Raw genomic sequence first — 18,249 nt, 5'->3', positions numbered from 1 at the left:
GTCTTATCATCTCCGGCGCTGGCTATTCGCTGACCATCCGGACTAAAACTGACGCTGCGAACTGTGCCTTGATGCTCTGTCAAGTGTGCCTGCTGGTCGTTTAAATTCCATATATGCACAATGCTATCATCACCAGCACTAACTATTAGCTGGTCATCTTTGCTGATACTGACGCTTCTGACGGGCCCTTGATGTCCTTGAAATATATCTAACTGCTTACCTTGTAAGTCCCACACACGGACAGTTCCATCTCCAGCAGCGCTAGCTATTTGCTGACCATCGTGGCTGAATGTCACATTCCAGATTCTACCTTGATGCCCTTGAAATGGCTGTGCTAACTGTTGACCTTGCAAATCCCACAAGCGGACAGTATTATCTTTTCCTCCTGTCGCTAGTCGTTGACCATCTGGGCTAAATTTGATGCTGCTGATATCGTCTTGATTTCCTTTCCATTCTTTCAACGGCTGACCTTGCAAGTTCCACAAGCTAATAAAGCCGTCATCACCAGCGCTAGCAATGATTTTATCGTCTGGACTGAACGCTACGCCCCAAACTAGCTTTTTTTGTTGTTGAGGCACAAGTTTCCTTCTGAAGGGTTGCCCAATGGGGTTGCCTTGTAAGTTCCACAAGCGGACAGTATCATTTGCTCCTCCGGTAGCTAAAAACCGACCATTTGAGCTAAAACTGATACTTTTGACAAAGCCTTGATCTGTTTGCCATCCTTTTACAAGATTGCCTTGTAAGTTCCACAGGCGGACGGTATCATTGCGGCCAGCAGTAGCTATGAGTTGACCATCTGGACTGAAAGTAAGATTATTGACCAAGCCTTGCTTTGCTGGCCATTCTTTAACAAGATGACCTTTTAAATCCCACAGGCGGATAGTGTCATCATCTCCAGCACTAGCCAGACGCTGATTATCTGGACTAAGAATGCTTCTGACTATGCCTTTATGCCTTTTCATGCGGATACGTTCTCGGACTGAATAAATTGCTTCTTGCAGCGTTCCTCTGACTTGATTTTGTAGCTGCTCACCCGGATTAAATATTGATTGCAACAGTGGGTGTTGTAGTGACCTTTCTGCTCGTAGGCTATAAATTAATGCATCTAACCCTAACCTTTGCTGCTGTAGCTCTGTTTCTGCCGTTTCTCTAGAAGCACTGGTTTCACCAATCTTTGCACTTCTTTGACTAATCAGCGCCCAAACAGTTAACCCACTTAAACCCAGCATGACTGCGATCGCAATCCGCCATCGCCAACTAATGTTCCGGCGTTTCTGTAAAACACTTTTTTGGACAAATTCTGTTTCTAACTGATTAAACCAATTGTCATGAGACTGAAGTTCCTGATTCAATACATCAAGATAAGGATTACTATTCCAAAGAAACTGTATAGGTTTCTCTCTCAAACCCTCTTGTTGATGCTGTCTTTGCTGTAATCCATGAACAAGCCGAGTTGGGATTTTGCTAAATAAGTTTTCAGTAACGTATAATCTGCGATCTAACCAATCAATTACAGTTTCAGCTTTGGCTTGCAAACCTGATGGCTGTTGCTTGCTGGCGACACTTTCCCACTCTTCGGCAGCTGCTGTTAGCCGCCGTTGTAAAATTATGTCTTCTTCTTTTTTCCACTTGAGTAATTTATCCCATCCCTCTACTAAAGCATCATGGGCTGGCTCTACATAGGGTTCGCCTTGAGAATTAGAACCTTCAATGATTAAGCGGGCTTCAGAAAAACGTTTGATGACTGTTTGCACGCGATCGCTTTCTTTCTTGTCAGAGTAAATTAGTTCAGACTTAGGAACCTGTCGCCTTGCTAAGTCGCCACCTTGCAATGAAATCATCCGTAGCATCACCTGACGCACTGTATTTTCATAAGCGGGGTCTGAAGCAACTAAGCGATCGTATTCTTGGTTAGCACGTTTGGTTAGAGAACCAACTACTCTTCCCAACTCTTCGTAATCTTCCTTTTTTAAGGCGCGGTTGTCCCTTCGTTCCTCTAAATATTTCAGATACAATTCGCTGAGGGTGAAAGAAAGTAAGGGTAAAGCACCTGGCATTTGTACGACTTCGTTGATCAGTTCATCCACCAGGCTGGGAGGGTCAAAATATACCACTTTTTCGGACGCTGGTTTCTCAATTGCTTCCCGGAATTCATCCTGGGTCATTGGTGGGACGACAAATCGGGTATCATCATTCCAAAAGTCTTTGAGTATAGAGTTTTGAAACTGACCCTCAAAGTCGAGTCGCAAGGTGATAACTACATGGATTTTGTCAGAATATTTAGCGATCGCATTTTTAATCAATTTCTGAAATTGCTCTCGTTGTTCGTCACTCTTACACAGAGTTATCAACTCTTCAAACTGATCGACTGCCAGCAATAGTTTAATCTGGGGAGTAGTCTGGCTCCAACGTTCAACGATGTTTGCTAAAGCTTGCTCGTCTTTTGCTAATTCTGCAACAGTAATTGTAGTTGCAATTGGTAAACACATCTGTGCTAAAGCCGACAAAGGACTTTCCCCTGGACGCATGGGATCTAAAATCTGAAACTTATGCTCCTGAGAATCACGCAGACACGGTAATAATCCGGCTTTCATTAAGCTGGATTTACCTGTTCCAGAAGCGCCTAATACCACTGTCAACGTTTGTTTATTGGAAACGACTTGCTGATAAAGCTGTTTGATTAGGTTTTCTCTACCAAAAAACAAGTTACTGTCTTTTTCGTCGTAGGATTGCAATCCTCGATAGGGATTATTTTCGAGATTAAGTGGTGGTGCATCCTCCAATTTATCTCGGTCAAAATTAGGTAACAGAAAGATGAATTCCCCTTTGTCATGTTTTCTCAAAGGACACAGACTTGGAGTTTGCCGCTTGTAATTCTTTTCTGTGACAACTTCAACTTGATCTCGCAAATATGAGTACAGTTCAGTTGCCGTAACGATGCCATCATCATTCGAGTCAGCTTTTTTGTCAGTTCCACGTAGGGCATCAAAAAGCGCTTTGGCAAAGGGAGAGTGAACTTCGTTACCTTCTTTTACTTCCCCCCGCATACCCAAAAAATCCAATGCTTTTTGATCATCAGCTGCGGAAGTAATTACTTGCCAAGCTGCATCACTGATAAAGCGATCGTAGCGTTCTTTATAGACTGTAATTTTGGGCAGAATTTCTCGTTTAAGACTTGCCCAACGAAAAGCACCTGCAAAGCAACAATCGAGAATTGCTAACATATGCCGACAAGGGAGTGCATTCAGGGCATCATGTAACTCCTGCATCGGCAAGTAGGTGTTGCTATCCCCTAATGTGGCATCTTGCGGAATCAAATAACCCACTGGCCCCTCTTGATTTTCTAGAGCTTCTAAAGCGATACCATGTCCAGCAAAATAGAAGAGGATGCGATCGCTCTCGCTAACTACCACTTTTTCGTTGTCAAAAGGTATTTGTCCTTGTTTGAAGTCTTCAATCAGTTCTTTGAGTTTGTTAAGGGTAACACGTTTATTCAATAGCAACTGGACTTCATATTTATTTTGTGCTTGATATTGCTGTTTGAGATTCTGATGTTGCTTTTGGAGAATTTGAGCAAGTTTGTGAGCATCAGGAACTGCTGTTTCTAACTCTGGAATACCATTTATATAGTCATTGATACCGATAATAATCGCAAAATTCCGGTTGAACTTATGCTTAGACATTATTAGGCCTCATCTAATATCAATTCCAGTTGAATACTTATGAAAATCTCACGCACAGACACAGCATCATGTCGCTTTGCTTTGAATTCAAAATTCAAAATTAATGATCTCTATAAATAAATTCAGTTGCTCTGTATCCTTTCCGTTTTCGGTCAAGTCTGATGCCTTTAATACAATACTTTTAAGTTAAGATCGCTTGTACGACTGATAACCTTGCTTTGAGACGTTGCATTGCAACGTCTCTACACATATCAAATCTCTACAAATAATCCTTAATTTAACTGTATTGGTAGATAATTTATCAAGGCAACAATAACAAAAGGAAATGCTTCTTTTTACCTTTCAACTATCTACTTTTTTTGTTGGGCGATGATCGCTGTAATCAAAGCGTCTAACCCGACTTCTGGTAATTCAATGCTGAAGTAACTTAAGTGGTCGCAAGCTACTTGTTGAACAAAGGGTGCAAGCGATCGCCCCTTGGGAATATTCTGAATACTATCTACAGTGACTGCAATATCATTATGTACACCAAAGAAAGGTAAATTTACAACTTTCTTAAATAAACTTTGCTGTAGCCGTTCTAGGACACTAGATTTTTTCTCTAGCTGTTGCTCCAATGCTGCCGGAATAATAGATGTATTGCCAGCGATAATTGAGTAGGGAATGCCAGGATCTTCACTTGCTGCCAAAGATTTGAGAAAATCAGAATTTGGGTTTAACTCAGCTAGAGCTACTCTAATATTTTTTTCCAGAATTCCCATCAAACCTGTCAGCACTGTTACAGGCCAAGCAACTGTAGAAAGTCTGTTGAGTCCAATACCCAAAGTGAGTTTTGCCCAATCTTCAACAACTGGCCAAGGAGAACCGGCGTTTGGTGTACCTAACATAATTAAATGTTGGACAACTTTATTACCTCCTTCTTGCTCAATAAACCAACGGGAAACTAAACCTCCCATTGAATGAGCAATAATGTGCAGTTCTTTACCGTGGGTTGCTCCTAAACCCACTTCTGTTAGTCGCCGTTTCAAATTTTCAGCATTCTCTTTAATTGAAGTATTCAGGTTTTCGTAGTCAAAGGTAAGAACTACGTCGTAAAGTTTGCTGATAGAAAGCTTTTGCCCATCTGGTTGCAATACTGGTTGATTAATGCTACTAATTAAACTTTCAGTATCGCCAATAATACCGTGTATATAGAGGGCTATTCTTTGTGCTTTTGCTACTCGCTGCTGAACATCAATCACATCGCGTTTATAAGTTACTTTATGATCATCTCCCACCTCAGCCACTGCTAAAATAGGATACTTAAATTCACGTCCAAAATGGCGACTGATTACTTTTCCAAAGAAGATGCGAATAGACCCTTGCAGGCTACGTTCTCCCTGACTAACTGGAGGTGTTAATCGTTCTATCTCAATTTCTATTTTCCTATCTTGAGTTGTTTTACCGCGACCTAAAGGCAAGAAAAATTCTCCATCATAGCCAACAGCAAGAAGATATTCATTGTCTGCTAACGGTGCATCTACTAATAACTTCAAAGGTGCATCTGGGGTGACAACTGTGTAATCTTGAATCTCGTTTAATTCCAATACACTTAATCCAGGGTCAGTACCTCGACTGCTAGTAAATTGGAAAGGTTGAGTAATTTCTGCATCTTCCCGCAGGATGGGGGGCAAAATTTGATTTCCTAAATCTCGGCTGACTTGCGGTGTGGTAGTTAGGCGAGCATTTGCCACCAAGCTAGGATGCACCTGTAATTTCACCCCCGATCCTAATAATTTTTGTTCTGTCTGAGAAACTGGGGTAGAGTCTAAGGGACGTACAGTGGTAATGGTAATTTCCTGTGCATACCAATCGTCATACTTTGCTGCACTTTTGGCTTTGATTTCACGATTTTGAGTTCGATTCATCAAACGCTCAAGGCTACTTTGATTTGCAGATTCTAAATCTCTTGTGACAGGTAGACGAGGAGCATCAAGTTTATCCTGAATCAGCAATCTAGCATCAAATTCCTCGTTACTGACAATCAATTTAATTATGTCTTTGTACTCAGTAATTCCCTGTAACCACAACTCGTCTGGGACTTCGAGTATCAAGTTTTCGCCGTCTAGAGCCAGTGCTGATTCTCCTGGTTGTAGCCTAATGCTACCTGCTTCAAAAAATGGGGCGTTAATAGCGAAACTGTCTGAAAGGTTGACTAAGCCAAAATAAAGTGGGTTTTGACTTTTATTGGTGAGTTTCAGTTTAAATTCTGGATTTTGCCACTTACCATCCCTATACGCGTACTGCAAACGCATCTGCTGCAATTGAGATGATTCTTCATTTTCAAAGATGAGTTTCATCTCTACATCATTGGCTCTAATATTAGTTGCTGGATTTGAGAGTTCCGCAATTGTTGTCCAACGGGAAATATGTTCCAAACGTTCAATTGCCTGTTTTGCATTATCTGGACTATAGCCATCAATTTGAGCTACTAAAGGTCGGTCATCTGTAGGTCGAGCAATTAAATACTGTTGATGACGACAAAGTAGGCGAAACTCGGCTTTACCAACTTCTTTCTTTTCGCGTACATAGGGTGAAGCTTTACCATCAAGTCCAGCTGTTGCTAGTGCTTGGCGTGCAAGAGTTACACCAACTTCATCTCCCTCAATGTGAACGCCTAAAGGTGGTAGCGGTAGGCTGGTAATAACTGCTTTAAAAGAAGTATCATCAGCAGTGAGGTTTGACACATCTTTGATATCTACCTGACTCTGCGTTGCTAGTACACTAGTCACTTTTGCTGTACCCACAGACTTTGCTGGGTCACGCAGGTCTTGGATATTGGCATCAAAGGAAAACAGTGCTAGTAAAGTGGTTTCCCCATCTTTGGGTGGTTGCACTCCGCAGACAGCATCACCATCAATTACCCAGCCATAGTTTGGGTCATTTTTAACAATAAAGTAGGGGTAACGTTCTGCGATCGCTCCATCAAGGAAAAATTTGTTTTCATCATCAGGATTATTCACTTCCAACTGAGGAGACTGGGCTGTAATTTTACTGCGGATGATCGCATTTGTCCGCCCAAACAAATCTCGATAAGTCAATTTGCCAGTGGCTTTAGCAAGTGTATCCATCAAAAAATAAGAGAAACTACCCCGATGTTTGTCACCCCCGTAGTATTCCTTCGCGGTTTCGTAGTCTCGACAAGCTGCTAAAAGTACATGACGACCTTTCGGTATCTTCCAGCCAGAAGGGTGTTTTTCCGGGTCACGGGAATCTAAAAGTTGCGTTAAGTCAGCCACCGAAAAAATAAAACTATCCAGTGGGCGTTCTCGTTTATCTGTAGGTAAGCGACGTATTCCTCTCTCTTGCAATGGGTCTTTGGTGCCGGAACCAGAGTGGCAGCAATCCATAATAATGGTAATGTGCGGGTCTTTTTCTGCTACTTCGGCAATGAGTTTTGCTAATTCTTTATCTGCCAAATCCCAGCCGCCTTTAGTACGACTGTCATAACATACTAGGGTTTCATCAAGATGGTCGGGTTCTAAGTGCCAAAATTCTTTTGGTGCCAACTCCTGAGAACCGTGACCACTGTAATAAAACAAAACTATATCATCTTGTCCAGCTTTACTAAGATGCTTGCGAAAGCTATTAATGACTGCCTGACGGGTTGCCTGGTCATCCTTAAGCGTTTGTAAATGTAATTGGTATTCTTTTTGATCGAATCGTTCGTTAAGATACTCTTCTACCGCTGTAATGTCGTTTACACAACCTTGAAGTCGATTATTTAAATCAGGATAATTGTCAATACCAATAAGCAAAGCATATAAGTTACGAGTCATGGTTATTCGTATTTCCTAAACCTATGATTTTTAAACTGCTCAGATAATAATGATTGAGATTTTGGTTTATTTCCCCACTTTTATATTGGTTGAAAGTCTTTAATTTTATGCACAAGATAACCGGATATCTAAGTTTTAGGACATTCACCAAAACCTTTATCAGGAGTATAAAATGTCCAATTAAATTTAAAAAGTACCCCCACGGTACTTTTCGGATAACATTTTTTGTCTTGCACCAAGGCAAAGACACCCGCGTGTGTATTTTCCCCGTTGAAGCAAGTGGCGTCAAAATGTCTGTTGCAAAGGCGCGAAGCAGAGCGCCAAAAAAGCAGTTTTGCCCGAAGTATAGCGATCGCTTTAAAATGATTGGGAAATTATTAAAACTTCAAGTTTAAAGTGAGTAAAATGTAAGGACGTGATATACTACACCTCTCACTTACCCTGGTTTTATGGCACTGCCAATCGTTGCAATTATCGGACGCCCAAATGTGGGCAAATCCACCCTGGTTAATCGACTCGCCGGGGAACAAACGGCGATTGTCCATGATGAACCGGGAGTGACACGCGATCGCACTTATCTACCAGCTTTCTGGAATGGTCGCGAATTTTTAGTGGTAGACACTGGTGGTTTAGTTTTTAATGATGATACCGAATTTTTACCACTGATTCGCCAACAGGCAATGACAGCCCTTGCAGAAGCGTGTGGCGCTATTTTTGTCGTCGATGGTCAAACAGGCCCGACATCGGCAGATTTAGAAATCGCCGAATGGATGCGCCAACAACGCGTACCTGTGCTACTAGCTGTAAATAAATGTGAATCACCAGAACAAGGCTTAATGCAAGCTGCCGAATTTTGGGAATTGGGATTGGGCGAACCTTACCCCATCTCCGCGATTCATGGCAGTGGTACAGGAGAGTTACTCGACGAATTAGTTAATCACATTCCTGCTATTGAAGACATCCCAGAAACTAATGAAATTAAAGTAGCAATTGTGGGACGTCCAAATGTGGGCAAATCGAGCTTACTCAATTCTTTTGTCGGGGAAGAAAGGGCAATTGTCAGCCCCATTTCTGGTACAACCCGCGATGCTATTGATACCGTCATTGAACGAGCCGGACAAACCTACCGATTGATTGACACTGCCGGCATTCGCAAAAAGAAACACATCGAATACGGCACAGAATTTTTTAGTATTAACCGGGCTTTCAAAGCGATTCGTCGCGCTGACGTGGTTTTATTAGTCATAGATGCCGTAGATGGAGTCACCGAGCAAGACCAAAAATTAGCTGGGCGAATTATCGAAGAAGGTCGAGCTTGCATCATCGTCGTTAATAAGTGGGATGCTGTCGAAAAAGACTCTTACACAATCTACGACTACGAAAAAACTCTGCAATCACGGTTACATTTTACCGAATGGGCAGAAACAATTTTTGTAAGTGCTTTGTCAGGACAACGGGTAGAAAAGATTCTGGAATTGGTGAAAACGGCGGCTGAATCACACAAACGCCGTGTCAGCACATCAGTTATTAACGAAGTCTTAACAGACGCTGTAAGTTGGCATTCACCGCCAGCATCTCGTGGTGGGCGTCAGGGCAAGATTTATTATGGTACACAGGTAAGTAGCCAACCACCAACGATCGCTCTATTTGTCAACGACTCCAAACGCTTCAACGACAACTACCGCCGCTACATTGAACGCCAATTCCGCCAACAGCTAGGATTTAAAGGCACACCAATTATTTTACTGTGGCGAAGCAAAAAAGTCCGTGATGCCGAAATTGGTAATGTTAATAGAGCAACTCGCGTCAAAATAAGTTAGGAGTACAGACGTGATTAATCGCGTCTGTACAAGAGTTATGAGTTAAAGTCAAAATTGCTAATTATAGAACCCTATCGACTTAAGTTTGATAGCGGCACAAGGTAAAAGTTATGAGTTCAAGTCAAAACTCCTAACTGTAGAGACGCGATTAATCGCGTCTCTACCCCTCATTCCTCACTCCTAACTCTAAAATGGATTTATTGCGATCGCTGCCACTTGGACTTTATTTAGAACAACCCCAAACTTGGCTGCATAAAATCGATCCGCGAGTCAAGTTCGCCTGGTTGATGAGCTTTTTAACAAGCTATGTTTTAGCCAACAACAATTGGCGGGTGCTACTGGTACTAGTATTAATTATTGCCACCTTGATTGCGAAAATTCCCCGCCGAGTATGGCAGCAGCAAATGGGTTGGCTATTAATGCTATCGTTTTTTGTGCTAGCGATCGCAGCCATCAGTCCTGATGGACTGGGTGTAGATTATCAGTCACGTTTGCCAGCTAATGAACAGATATTAACCCAGCAAGCAAACTCCAATAATCTTGTTCAAGAGCCAGCAGTTGAGAAAAAAAAATACAGCTACGTGCTATTTCACAAAGGCCCGGTTAAAGTGACTCGCTACTCCTTGAGTTTGGCAGTACGCCTGAGTACACTTATCTTTACTGTGATTTATAGCACCAACCTGTATCTACTGACAACCGCACCAGAAGAAATCACATCTGGCATAGAAAGCTTAATGCAACCCTTGCGCCGCTTTAAATTGCCCGTTACAGAAATTGCTTTAACTTTAACCTTGTCCTTACGCTTTATTCCCCTAGTTTTAGAAGAAGTGCAAAACTTATTTCGCTCCGTGATGACAAGAGCAATTAATTGGAAAAAGCTAGGATTAAAAGGAGCATTCAAGGTTTGGATGACAGTTGCAGAGAGACTCTTGGAAAATCTGCTCTTACGAGCCGATCAAATGGCGAATGCAATGATGGTGCGGGGTTTTACCAGTCCTAACGAGCATCGAGTCCAGTGGCACGATTTACGATTAAAAGGACGTGACTGGCTGGCGATCGCAACTTTAATCTTATTCTGGGGAATACGACTAGCTATAGGAACTCAGGCATAATTTTGCACCGAAAAAATGGTAATAGATAATACAGCAGAATTCAGGAGTCAGAATGGGAAATTGAACAGCTACCCAGCCATAAAATTGATCCCCTACTGTTTAGCGTAGATTTTTGGTCTGAACTAGCCTTACGCAAACACTACAGACTAATCTTAATATTTTTTATAGATTCCCCGATGAATCTCTGCACAAAGCTCAGGCACAAATTACACCACTGAAAATGCTAGATAATCAATAGACCTTTTGCATAAATCAAAAATAAAAACCCACTCCCCTAAAGCTACACTTTTTTTCCTAAGAGCTTGCCATATTCGGTGTCAGGGACTTTTGCAAAAAGTCTAATAAAAGATAGTTTTCTTTCCTGTACTCAATCCCCACTCTCCACTCCCCAATTAGGATTTTGTGCCATTCAGCGACAGTTGTGGCAGTATAGAAAGAAGTTGAAAAATTCGCCGTTGCCGTTGGGAACTTCAAAGGGTGTTTTTCCTTCTCATATCGAACTTTCAACAAGAAGATCGGCGCTATTTTGTGCCTTGTCCCTACAGATTGATAAATCGAAATCACCAAAGCAGATGGTGATATTTGTCCACCAGCCTCTACTTTTTGAATTTACGCTGTGCGACTTCTGTTGTACCATTGCGCTTCACTACCACTAGCTTCATCTGCCCATTAGGAACTAGATCGAGGTCTTCGTAACCGCAGTTTCGCATTTTAAGCAAATATTCTGACGAATGTTGGTATTATCGTCTGAATGTTTAAAATTCACTGCGAAAAGATATATATACTTCCACCTTGACTACACCTTGACTCTTAAATGAATCCAGAAAACGCAGAAACTTACATAAACCATCCAACTTGGGGTTTACTCTACAAAATCTGTATGGTTGATGAGAACCAGGATTTGTTCACCACACTTTATGCCCAGCGCTTATTTTTTTTGGTGGCAAATGACGTTAAAGGTGTTAAATTCCAGTCTCTAGGACGTACTGAGGCTAGAATGATGTTGGAAAATCGCTTACGTACCCTGCGGCGCAGTGGGCAATCTCAGGAGTACGATCAGCTTCAGAGTGTTTTCCAGCGCACCTTCCAATGAACAGTTCGATTTCCGAACGTATTGTTACTATTCGTTCCTCCCTGCCAACTTCAGTCAAATTGATTGCTGTTAGCAAGCAAGTTTCTGCCCAGGCCATTCGGTCTGCATACAATGCAGGAATTCGTGATTTTGGGGAAAGTCGTATCCAAGAAGCTGCCAGCAAACAAGCCGAGTTGCAAGACTTACCGGATATTACCTGGCACTTTATTGGACATTTGCAAAGCAATAAAGCCAAAAAAGCCATCGAGCATTTCCCTTGGATTCACTCCGTGGATAATTTGAAGCTGGCACAGCGCTTAGACCAATTGGCGCAACAGCTAGGAGTGAGTCCCCAGGTTTGCCTGCAAGTGAAAATTCTCCCCGATCCCAACAAGTCTGGTTGGAGTGTACCTGAACTTTTGACTGATTTACCCACACTCAATCAATACAAAAATTTACAAATTCAAGGTTTGATGACAATTCCGCCTTCAGGATTAAATGATTCCGAAATTCTCAGTGTGTTTAATCTCAATCGTGAGCTAGCTAAAGAAATCCAGGAGCAAAACTGGTCGCAGATTAAAATGCAGCACCTATCTATGGGTATGTCAGGCGACTACGAACTGGCAGTGCAAGCAGGCGCAACGATGGTACGATTAGGAACCATATTATTTGGCGATCGCTCTTAGCTGATTAATCATCAGCCTTGCTCTTAAGTATTAATAGAAGCTAAGGATTTGATGACAAGAATTTTGTAACAGACTGGTGCAATCCGAAACAAAGGATATAGTATTGACAAGAGCAATCGCCAAGAGGAAATGGAGTATCAAGGACTTTCCTTCGGATAAACCTTAGGATATAATCTTGACTCATTATTATGTTTAGGCGATGCACAGACCTTTCCAATAAGTGTCAGTTCATCGCCAAAACTCGTAATATGGGCTACAACTAGCAATAAAGTTGCTGAAGTATCCACCGATGTCGCGTAGTTTACCGCCGTAGGCATCGCTCCTAGCTCAATCAATTCTCAGCCAAGTCAATGCAGGCAATTCGCATCAGGAGAGTACACGCACCATGAACAACATATTTTCCAAACTCAGAGACTTTGTGGGTCTAAATGAGCAAGTAGAATACGAGTATTACGAAGAAGAACCAGAAACAGATAATAATTACCAAAATCTGTATCAGCAAGAAAATCCTCAACCAGCACCGCAAGAGAGTACAGCCGCTCAAAATCGACGCTGGCGGGAACCAGTGCCTACAATGGGAGATGATATGACAGCAGGTTCAAAGCCAATGGGGAATGTGATTGGTATGCCAGGAGCAATTAACGGAATTTCAGAAGTTTTAGTACTCGAACCACGCACCTTTGAAGAAATGCCCCAGGCAATTCAAGCGTTGCGAGAACGCAAGTCAGTGGTATTAAATCTGACAATCATGGATCCAGATCAAGCTCAACGAGCAGTAGATTTTGTTGCAGGTGGTACTTACGCACTAGATGGACATCAAGAGCGCATTGGTGAGAGCATCTTTTTGTTTACGCCAAGCTGTGTCCAAGTTAGCACCCAAGGTGGCGTTCTTCATGAAGTACCACAACCACCAGCACGTCCATCTCGTCCTACAGCTACTCCAAATCAAACCTGGGGCAACGAAACTAACCGGATGGCACAATAAAGTTAAATTAGTAGTTAGTCCTTTGTCATTTGTCCTGGGTTTTAATCGTAGTGACAAATGACAAACGACTAATGACTAATGATTAACGATCAATGACTATAAAATTTGGCTTAATTGGTGGTGGGGTAATGGGAGAAGCGCTCTTATCCCGCCTTATCGCGCGTGGAATTTATCAATCATCAGAAGTCATAGTTAGCGAACCGCTATCTTCACGCCTAGATTTTTTAAAACAGCAATACGGTATTGCTGTGACGACAGATAATAGCCAGGTTTTCACTGAAGCAAAAGAAGTTCTATTTTTGGCAGTGAAACCGCAGGTATTTAGTGCGATCGCTCAAGAATTAGCACATATTGATATTCTTAATAGAGAACACTCACCGCTGATCATTTCCATTTTGGCGGGTGTACCCTTAAGTCAGCTAGAAGCTGCATTTGTGCAATTGCCAGTGATTAGAGCAATGCCCAATACCCCGGCGACTGTGGGAGCAGGAGTTACCGCGATTTGTTTAGGTGCATATACCAATGCCAAGCATCACCAAATAGCACAGCAAGTTTTTTCTGCTGTGGGTGAAGTTGTGGAAGTGTCGGAAGCGTTGATGGATGCAATCACAGGGCTATCTGGTAGCGGCCCCGCTTACGTGGCGCTCATGGTAGAAGCACTTGCAGATGGCGGAGTAGCCGCAGGTTTGCCTAGAGTAATTGCCAATCAACTAGCCTTGCAAACCGTATTGGGAACAGCAAAACTCTTGCAGGAAACCAAAATGCACCCAGCAGAACTCAAAGATCGTGTTACTAGTCCCGGTGGTACAACCATTGCGGGGATTGTCAAGCTAGAACAGGCAGGATTTCGTTCCGCTTTAATTGAAGCAGTCAAAGCTGCCACAGAGCGATCGCAAGAGCTGGGAAAATAATTAAGAGTCCTTTGTTATTTGTCCTTTATTCTTTGTGAAAAACTAATGACTAATGACCAATGACAAATGACTATTAACGAAGTTGACAAAAGACTCGTTAGTATAGTAAACAATCTGGTTGCAAATGTGATTGAGTGAATTATCCTGCACCGTCTCCAGAACTTGACTTAGGGTCTATATTTCCCTTTGAACTGGATCAGTTTCAAAAAGAAGCGATCGCGTCCCTGAACGCTGGACGCTCCGTAGTCGTATGTGCCCCCACAGGTTCGGGCAAAACATTAGTCGGGGAATACGCCATTTATCGCGCCCTAGCGCGAGGAAAACGTGTATTTTATACTACTCCCCTGAAGGCGCTGTCGAATCAAAAATTACGTGACTTTCGAGAAAAATTCGGGTTTGATCGAGTCGGACTGTTAACTGGAGATGCTTCCATTCACAGAGATGCACCGATTTTGGTAATGACCACAGAAATTTTCCGAAATATGCTCTATGGCACACCGATTGGGCAAATCGGCATCTCATTAGTAGACGTTGAAGCGGTGATACTTGATGAATGTCACTACATGAACGATCGCCAGCGCGGTACTGTTTGGGAAGAATCAATCATCTATTGTCCCCGTGAAGTGCAACTGGCAGCCCTCTCAGCAACGGTTGCCAATAGCGATCAACTTACTGATTGGCTAAATCGCGTTCACGGCCCAACAGACCTGATTTACTCCGATTTTCGCCCAGTCCCCTTAGAATTTCACTTTTGCAATCCTAAAGGGTTATTTCCCTTGCTCAATGATAGCAAAACCAAAATCAATCCCCGGCTTCAGAAGAAAAAGGGGAAAGGGGGAGAAAGAGATCGGGGGAGAAATGGCAGACCTGAAGCTCCAGGCATAATTTATACCTTGAGCCAGTTAGAGCAACGCGATATGCTCCCAGCAATTTACTTTATCTTTAGCCGCCGGGGATGTGATAAAGCAGTGGCGGAAGTCGGTGATTTATGGCTGGTAAATAATGAAGAGTCCCAGATTTTGCGGCAACAGATTGATGACTTTTTAGCCCGCAATCCCGAAGCAGGGCGTTCTGGACAAATTGCTCCCCTGTATCGGGGAATTGCTGCCCACCACGCTGGGATTTTACCTGCTTGGAAAGCACTGGTAGAAGAACTATTTCAGCAAGGGCTGATTAAAGTAGTATTTGCCACTGAGACACTAGCAGCGGGAATTAATATGCCCGCCCGGACAACAGTAATTTCTACCCTTTCCAAGCGTACCGATACTGGACACCGCCTGTTGAACGCTTCCGAATTTTTGCAAATGGCTGGACGAGCAGGCCGCCGGGGGATGGATAAACAAGGCCATGTGGTGACAGTCCAAACTCCTTTTGAAGGAGCTAAAGAAGCCGCGTATTTGGGAACATCCAAGCCAGACCCTCTAGTAAGCCAGTTTACGCCCAGTTACGGCATGGTACTCAACTTGCTGCAAACCCATAGCCTAGAGCAAACCAGGGAACTGATAGAGCGCAGTTTTGGGCAGTACATGGCTACCTTGCATTTAAGACCAGAATACGATGAGATTGCCGAATTGCAAACCCAATTAGCTCAACTTCATGAGCAAATCGCCGCAGTTGATGAAAATGAACTAGCTATTTATGAGAAATTGCGGCAACGCCTGAAGGTGGAACGCCAGATATTGAAAACTCTGCAAGAGCAAGCACTCTCAGACCGACAAGAGGAATTGGTGATGATGTTGGGCTTTGCAGTGTCAGGAACTCTGTTAAGTCTCAAGGGCAAAAATATCACAGTGTCTTCACCTGTAACCGCAGTTTTAGTAGGAAAATCGCCTGGTTCTGGTCAAGCTCCTTACTTGGTATGCTTGGGGCATGATAATCGGTGGTATGTGGCAACCACAGGGGATGTAGTTGATTTGTATGCCGAACTGCCACGAATTGAAGTGCCACCTGATGTACTACCACCGCCAGAGATGCCTTTGAAGCCAGGACAATCGCGCCGTGGTAACGAAGAAAGCTTTGCGATCGCTGTAGGTATTCCCAATCCAGTAGAATCTTTGCATCTGGCACCAGAAGTAGCAGAACAACTCAGTCGTGTTACCGCCATCCAAGAGCAATTAGATGCTCATCCCCTACATCAATCAGGCAATGCTGCAACGCTTTTCAAGCGCCGCGCCCGCTATGTCGAACTAGAAGCCGAACTCGAACAGTTACAAGGACAAGTAGAGCAACAGTCACAACGTCATTGGGAAGAGTTTCTGAATTTAATTGCAATTTTGCAACACTTTGGCGCTTTAGATAACTTAGTTCCCACACAATTAGGGCGAATCGCTGCCGCCATTCGAGGCGAGAATGAATTGTGGCTGGGTTTAGTATTCGCTAGTGGCGAATTGGATAACTTAGATCCGCATCATTTAGCAGCAGCAGCAGCGGCTTTAGTGATGGAAACGCCCCGTCCAGATAGCAAGGTTAACTTTGACCTTAGTAATGAAGTGGCAGAAGCCTTAGCAAAATTGCGGGGAATTCGCCGCCAAATGTTCCAACTACAACGGCGGTATAACGTAGCGCTGCCTATATGGTTGGAATTTGAGTTAATTGCCATAGTGGAACAATGGGCGTTAGGAATGGAGTGGATAGAACTCTGCGAAAATACCACCTTGGATGAAGGCGATGTCGTGAGAATTTTGCGGCGGACGTTGGATTTGTTATCACAGATACCTCACGTTCCCCATCTGCCAGACTCTTTTCAGCGTAATGCCTATCGGGCGATGCAGTTGATTGATAGATTCCCTGTGAATGAGGTGGTTGAATAAACAGGACGCTCTTACGCTTTTACACGGGAACGCACAGAGAGTATTTAAAATAATTCGTCTTCCCTAAGAGCTTGCGGGGAGGGGATTAAGGGGAGCCAGTGCGGTCTTGGAACCTCCCCAAGTGGAGCATCTGGCGTGTGGGGTGTAATAACTATGGGAATCATAACTAATTATGCGGACATGATATTTAGTACTTGTCTCCCCCTACCCTTGTCTTAATAAAGGTCAGTAGTTCAACTTGTATGAGTTTAAGAAACAGGTAATAATTAATCTCAATAAGTTTTGCTTTAATTAATCTCTACCACTTACCATGACAGCGCCGCAAGGAGGAGGCAGAAGCTGAAATGAACAAGCTGCAAAACCCAGAGCCAGATGAGTTTATTTATCAAGTGCCTAGTTGGGAGGGTAAAGGATATGAGCAAGAGATTAAAGTGCATCCCAATCTCTCGCTTTGTATTACAGACATAGAATTTCACCATGACTTGCTAAGAAAAATTACTGAATGGGATCATCCCGTGCAATTTAAAGTTACCCTTTCAGGCAAAAGTCTAGACGAATACGGAGGACAGGTTGGGGAAGGATACACACTCATTTCTGGTAGCGGTGTGCAACGAACAATGTTAGTGGCGACTCCAAAAGGTCAGTACACAAGTGTTGATATCGAGATGACACCTGATTTACTCAGAACCTTTTTCCCCACAGAGGATGGAGATATTTCCCCCCAGTTGAAGTTTCTCATAAAGGGTAATGATTGGCAGACATTAATTTACCCGGAAATTACAACCGCTATTCAAGGAGTAGCACAGCAAATCGTTAACTGTCCCTACCAAGGGATGATAAAGCGGATGTATTTGCAGGGAAAGATCCAAGAATTAATGGCATTGCAGTTAGCTCCCATTCTGGCACAGTCGCATGGACTGCAACCATACCCACGACTAAAAGCTCAAACCATTGTCCGTATTCATCACGCTAGGGATATCTTGCTTTCCCGTCTGGAGAATCCGCCATTGATACCAGAATTGGCGCAACTTGTGGGAGTGAGCGATCGCACTCTTGGTAATGGATTTAGAGAACTCTTTGGCACAACGGTGTTTGGTTATCTTACCAGTAAACGTATGGAACAAGCAGAGCAACTACTACGCTCTGGTAAGTTAACTGTGACTCAGGTTGCCAATTTAGTGGGTTATGCCCAACAGGGACACTTTGCGATCGCCTTCAAACGCAAGTTCGGCATTACACCCAGTGAATGTTTGTCAGGTAAAAAGAATATTTCCGATTCCTAATGCTGTTTTGCGACTGTAATGCCGTTTTGGATATAGACTCACCCGCGATCGCTTCTCTATACTCAGCCA

General features: G+C 43.1%; 11 protein-coding genes. 8 read left to right on the top strand and 3 right to left on the bottom strand.

All coding sequences use genetic code 11. The features are described 5' to 3' along the window. Nucleotides 1-3,683, bottom strand: a 3,683-nt coding sequence (locus ACFE93_RS24085; protein ID WP_375476965.1) for a caspase family protein, incomplete at its 3' end; no start/stop codon positions are given. A 350-nt stretch (nucleotides 3,684-4,033) separates the two neighbouring features. Then, complete coding sequence (locus tag ACFE93_RS24080) at nucleotides 4,034-7,501, bottom strand: caspase family protein (protein WP_375476963.1); 3,468 nt, start codon at nucleotides 7,499-7,501, stop codon at nucleotides 4,034-4,036. A gap of 449 nt (nucleotides 7,502-7,950) precedes the next feature. Between ACFE93_RS24080 and der the strand changes: the two genes are divergently transcribed. From der to ACFE93_RS24060, 4 genes are all read left to right on the top strand, one after another. Next, a complete protein-coding gene (gene der, locus ACFE93_RS24075; protein WP_375476962.1) occupies nucleotides 7,951-9,321 on the top strand; it encodes a ribosome biogenesis GTPase Der in 1,371 nt (456 codons plus the stop codon). Nucleotides 9,322-9,512: 191 nt separating this feature from the next. After that, the gene (locus ACFE93_RS24070; protein ID WP_375476960.1) at nucleotides 9,513-10,433 is read left to right on the top strand and encodes an energy-coupling factor transporter transmembrane component T family protein; all 921 of its coding nucleotides are present in this window, start codon (nucleotides 9,513-9,515) and stop codon (nucleotides 10,431-10,433) included. Between the two features lie 814 nt (nucleotides 10,434-11,247). Further along, nucleotides 11,248-11,526: a transcriptional coactivator PipX gene (gene pipX, locus ACFE93_RS24065; protein WP_109010971.1), complete on the top strand. Its 279-nt coding sequence runs from the start codon at nucleotides 11,248-11,250 to the stop codon at nucleotides 11,524-11,526. Beyond that, on the top strand, nucleotides 11,523-12,191 hold the full coding sequence (locus ACFE93_RS24060) for a YggS family pyridoxal phosphate-dependent enzyme (protein ID WP_375476958.1): 669 nt from the start codon (nucleotides 11,523-11,525) through the stop codon (nucleotides 12,189-12,191). The genes pipX and ACFE93_RS24060 overlap by 4 nt, the downstream gene beginning before the upstream one ends. 137 nt (nucleotides 12,192-12,328) lie before the next feature. On the opposite strand, the gene ACFE93_RS24055 is transcribed toward ACFE93_RS24060, so the two are convergent. Continuing rightward, nucleotides 12,329-12,508, bottom strand: coding sequence for a hypothetical protein (locus tag ACFE93_RS24055; RefSeq protein WP_334847998.1), 180 nt, complete (start codon nucleotides 12,506-12,508; stop codon nucleotides 12,329-12,331). Between the two features lie 68 nt (nucleotides 12,509-12,576). On the opposite strand from ACFE93_RS24055, the gene ACFE93_RS24050 reads away from it, so the two are divergent. The 4 genes from ACFE93_RS24050 (at nucleotide 12,577) to ACFE93_RS24035 (ending at nucleotide 18,180) form a co-directional block, all read left to right on the top strand. Further along, nucleotides 12,577-13,176, top strand: a complete 600-nt coding sequence (locus tag ACFE93_RS24050; protein ID WP_104907950.1) for a cell division protein SepF — start codon at nucleotides 12,577-12,579, stop codon at nucleotides 13,174-13,176. A 92-nt stretch (nucleotides 13,177-13,268) separates the two neighbouring features. After that, nucleotides 13,269-14,087 carry a pyrroline-5-carboxylate reductase gene (gene proC, locus ACFE93_RS24045; protein WP_375476955.1) on the top strand — a complete coding sequence of 273 codons (819 nt, stop codon included), beginning with the start codon at nucleotides 13,269-13,271 and terminating at the stop codon, nucleotides 14,085-14,087. Between the two features lie 134 nt (nucleotides 14,088-14,221). Further along, on the top strand, nucleotides 14,222-16,897 hold the full coding sequence (locus ACFE93_RS24040; RefSeq protein ID WP_375476954.1) for a DEAD/DEAH box helicase: 2,676 nt from the start codon (nucleotides 14,222-14,224) through the stop codon (nucleotides 16,895-16,897). Nucleotides 16,898-17,241: 344 nt separating this feature from the next. Then, nucleotides 17,242-18,180, top strand: a complete 939-nt coding sequence (locus tag ACFE93_RS24035; RefSeq protein WP_375476952.1) for a helix-turn-helix transcriptional regulator — start codon at nucleotides 17,242-17,244, stop codon at nucleotides 18,178-18,180. Nucleotides 18,181-18,249: the final 69 nt, after the last annotated feature.

The organism is uncultured Nostoc sp., assembly GCF_964247315.1.
Taxonomy (GTDB): Bacteria; Cyanobacteriota; Cyanobacteriia; order Cyanobacteriales; family Nostocaceae; genus Nostoc.
The sequence above is the reverse complement of the archived record's forward strand: the minus strand, read 5'-3'. Positions and strand labels throughout refer to the sequence as shown.

What these genes read in the sequence shown, in the direction of transcription:
- ACFE93_RS24035 (WP_375476952.1), top strand. Translation starts at nt 17,242, where the DNA reads ATGAACAAGCTGCAAAACCCAGAGCCAGATGAGTTTATTTATCAAGTG.
- ACFE93_RS24050 (WP_104907950.1), top strand. Translation starts at nt 12,577, where the DNA reads ATGAACAACATATTTTCCAAACTCAGAGACTTTGTGGGTCTAAATGAG.
- der (WP_375476962.1), top strand. Translation starts at nt 7,951, where the DNA reads ATGGCACTGCCAATCGTTGCAATTATCGGACGCCCAAATGTGGGCAAA.
- pipX (WP_109010971.1), top strand. Translation starts at nt 11,248, where the DNA reads ATGAATCCAGAAAACGCAGAAACTTACATAAACCATCCAACTTGGGGT.
- proC (WP_375476955.1), top strand. Translation starts at nt 13,269, where the DNA reads ATGACTATAAAATTTGGCTTAATTGGTGGTGGGGTAATGGGAGAAGCG.
- ACFE93_RS24060 (WP_375476958.1), top strand. Translation starts at nt 11,523, where the DNA reads ATGAACAGTTCGATTTCCGAACGTATTGTTACTATTCGTTCCTCCCTG.
- ACFE93_RS24080 (WP_375476963.1), bottom strand. Translation starts at nt 7,501, where the DNA reads ATGACTCGTAACTTATATGCTTTGCTTATTGGTATTGACAATTATCCT.
- ACFE93_RS24070 (WP_375476960.1), top strand. Translation starts at nt 9,513, where the DNA reads ATGGATTTATTGCGATCGCTGCCACTTGGACTTTATTTAGAACAACCC.
- ACFE93_RS24055 (WP_334847998.1), bottom strand. Translation starts at nt 12,508, where the DNA reads ATGCCTACGGCGGTAAACTACGCGACATCGGTGGATACTTCAGCAACT.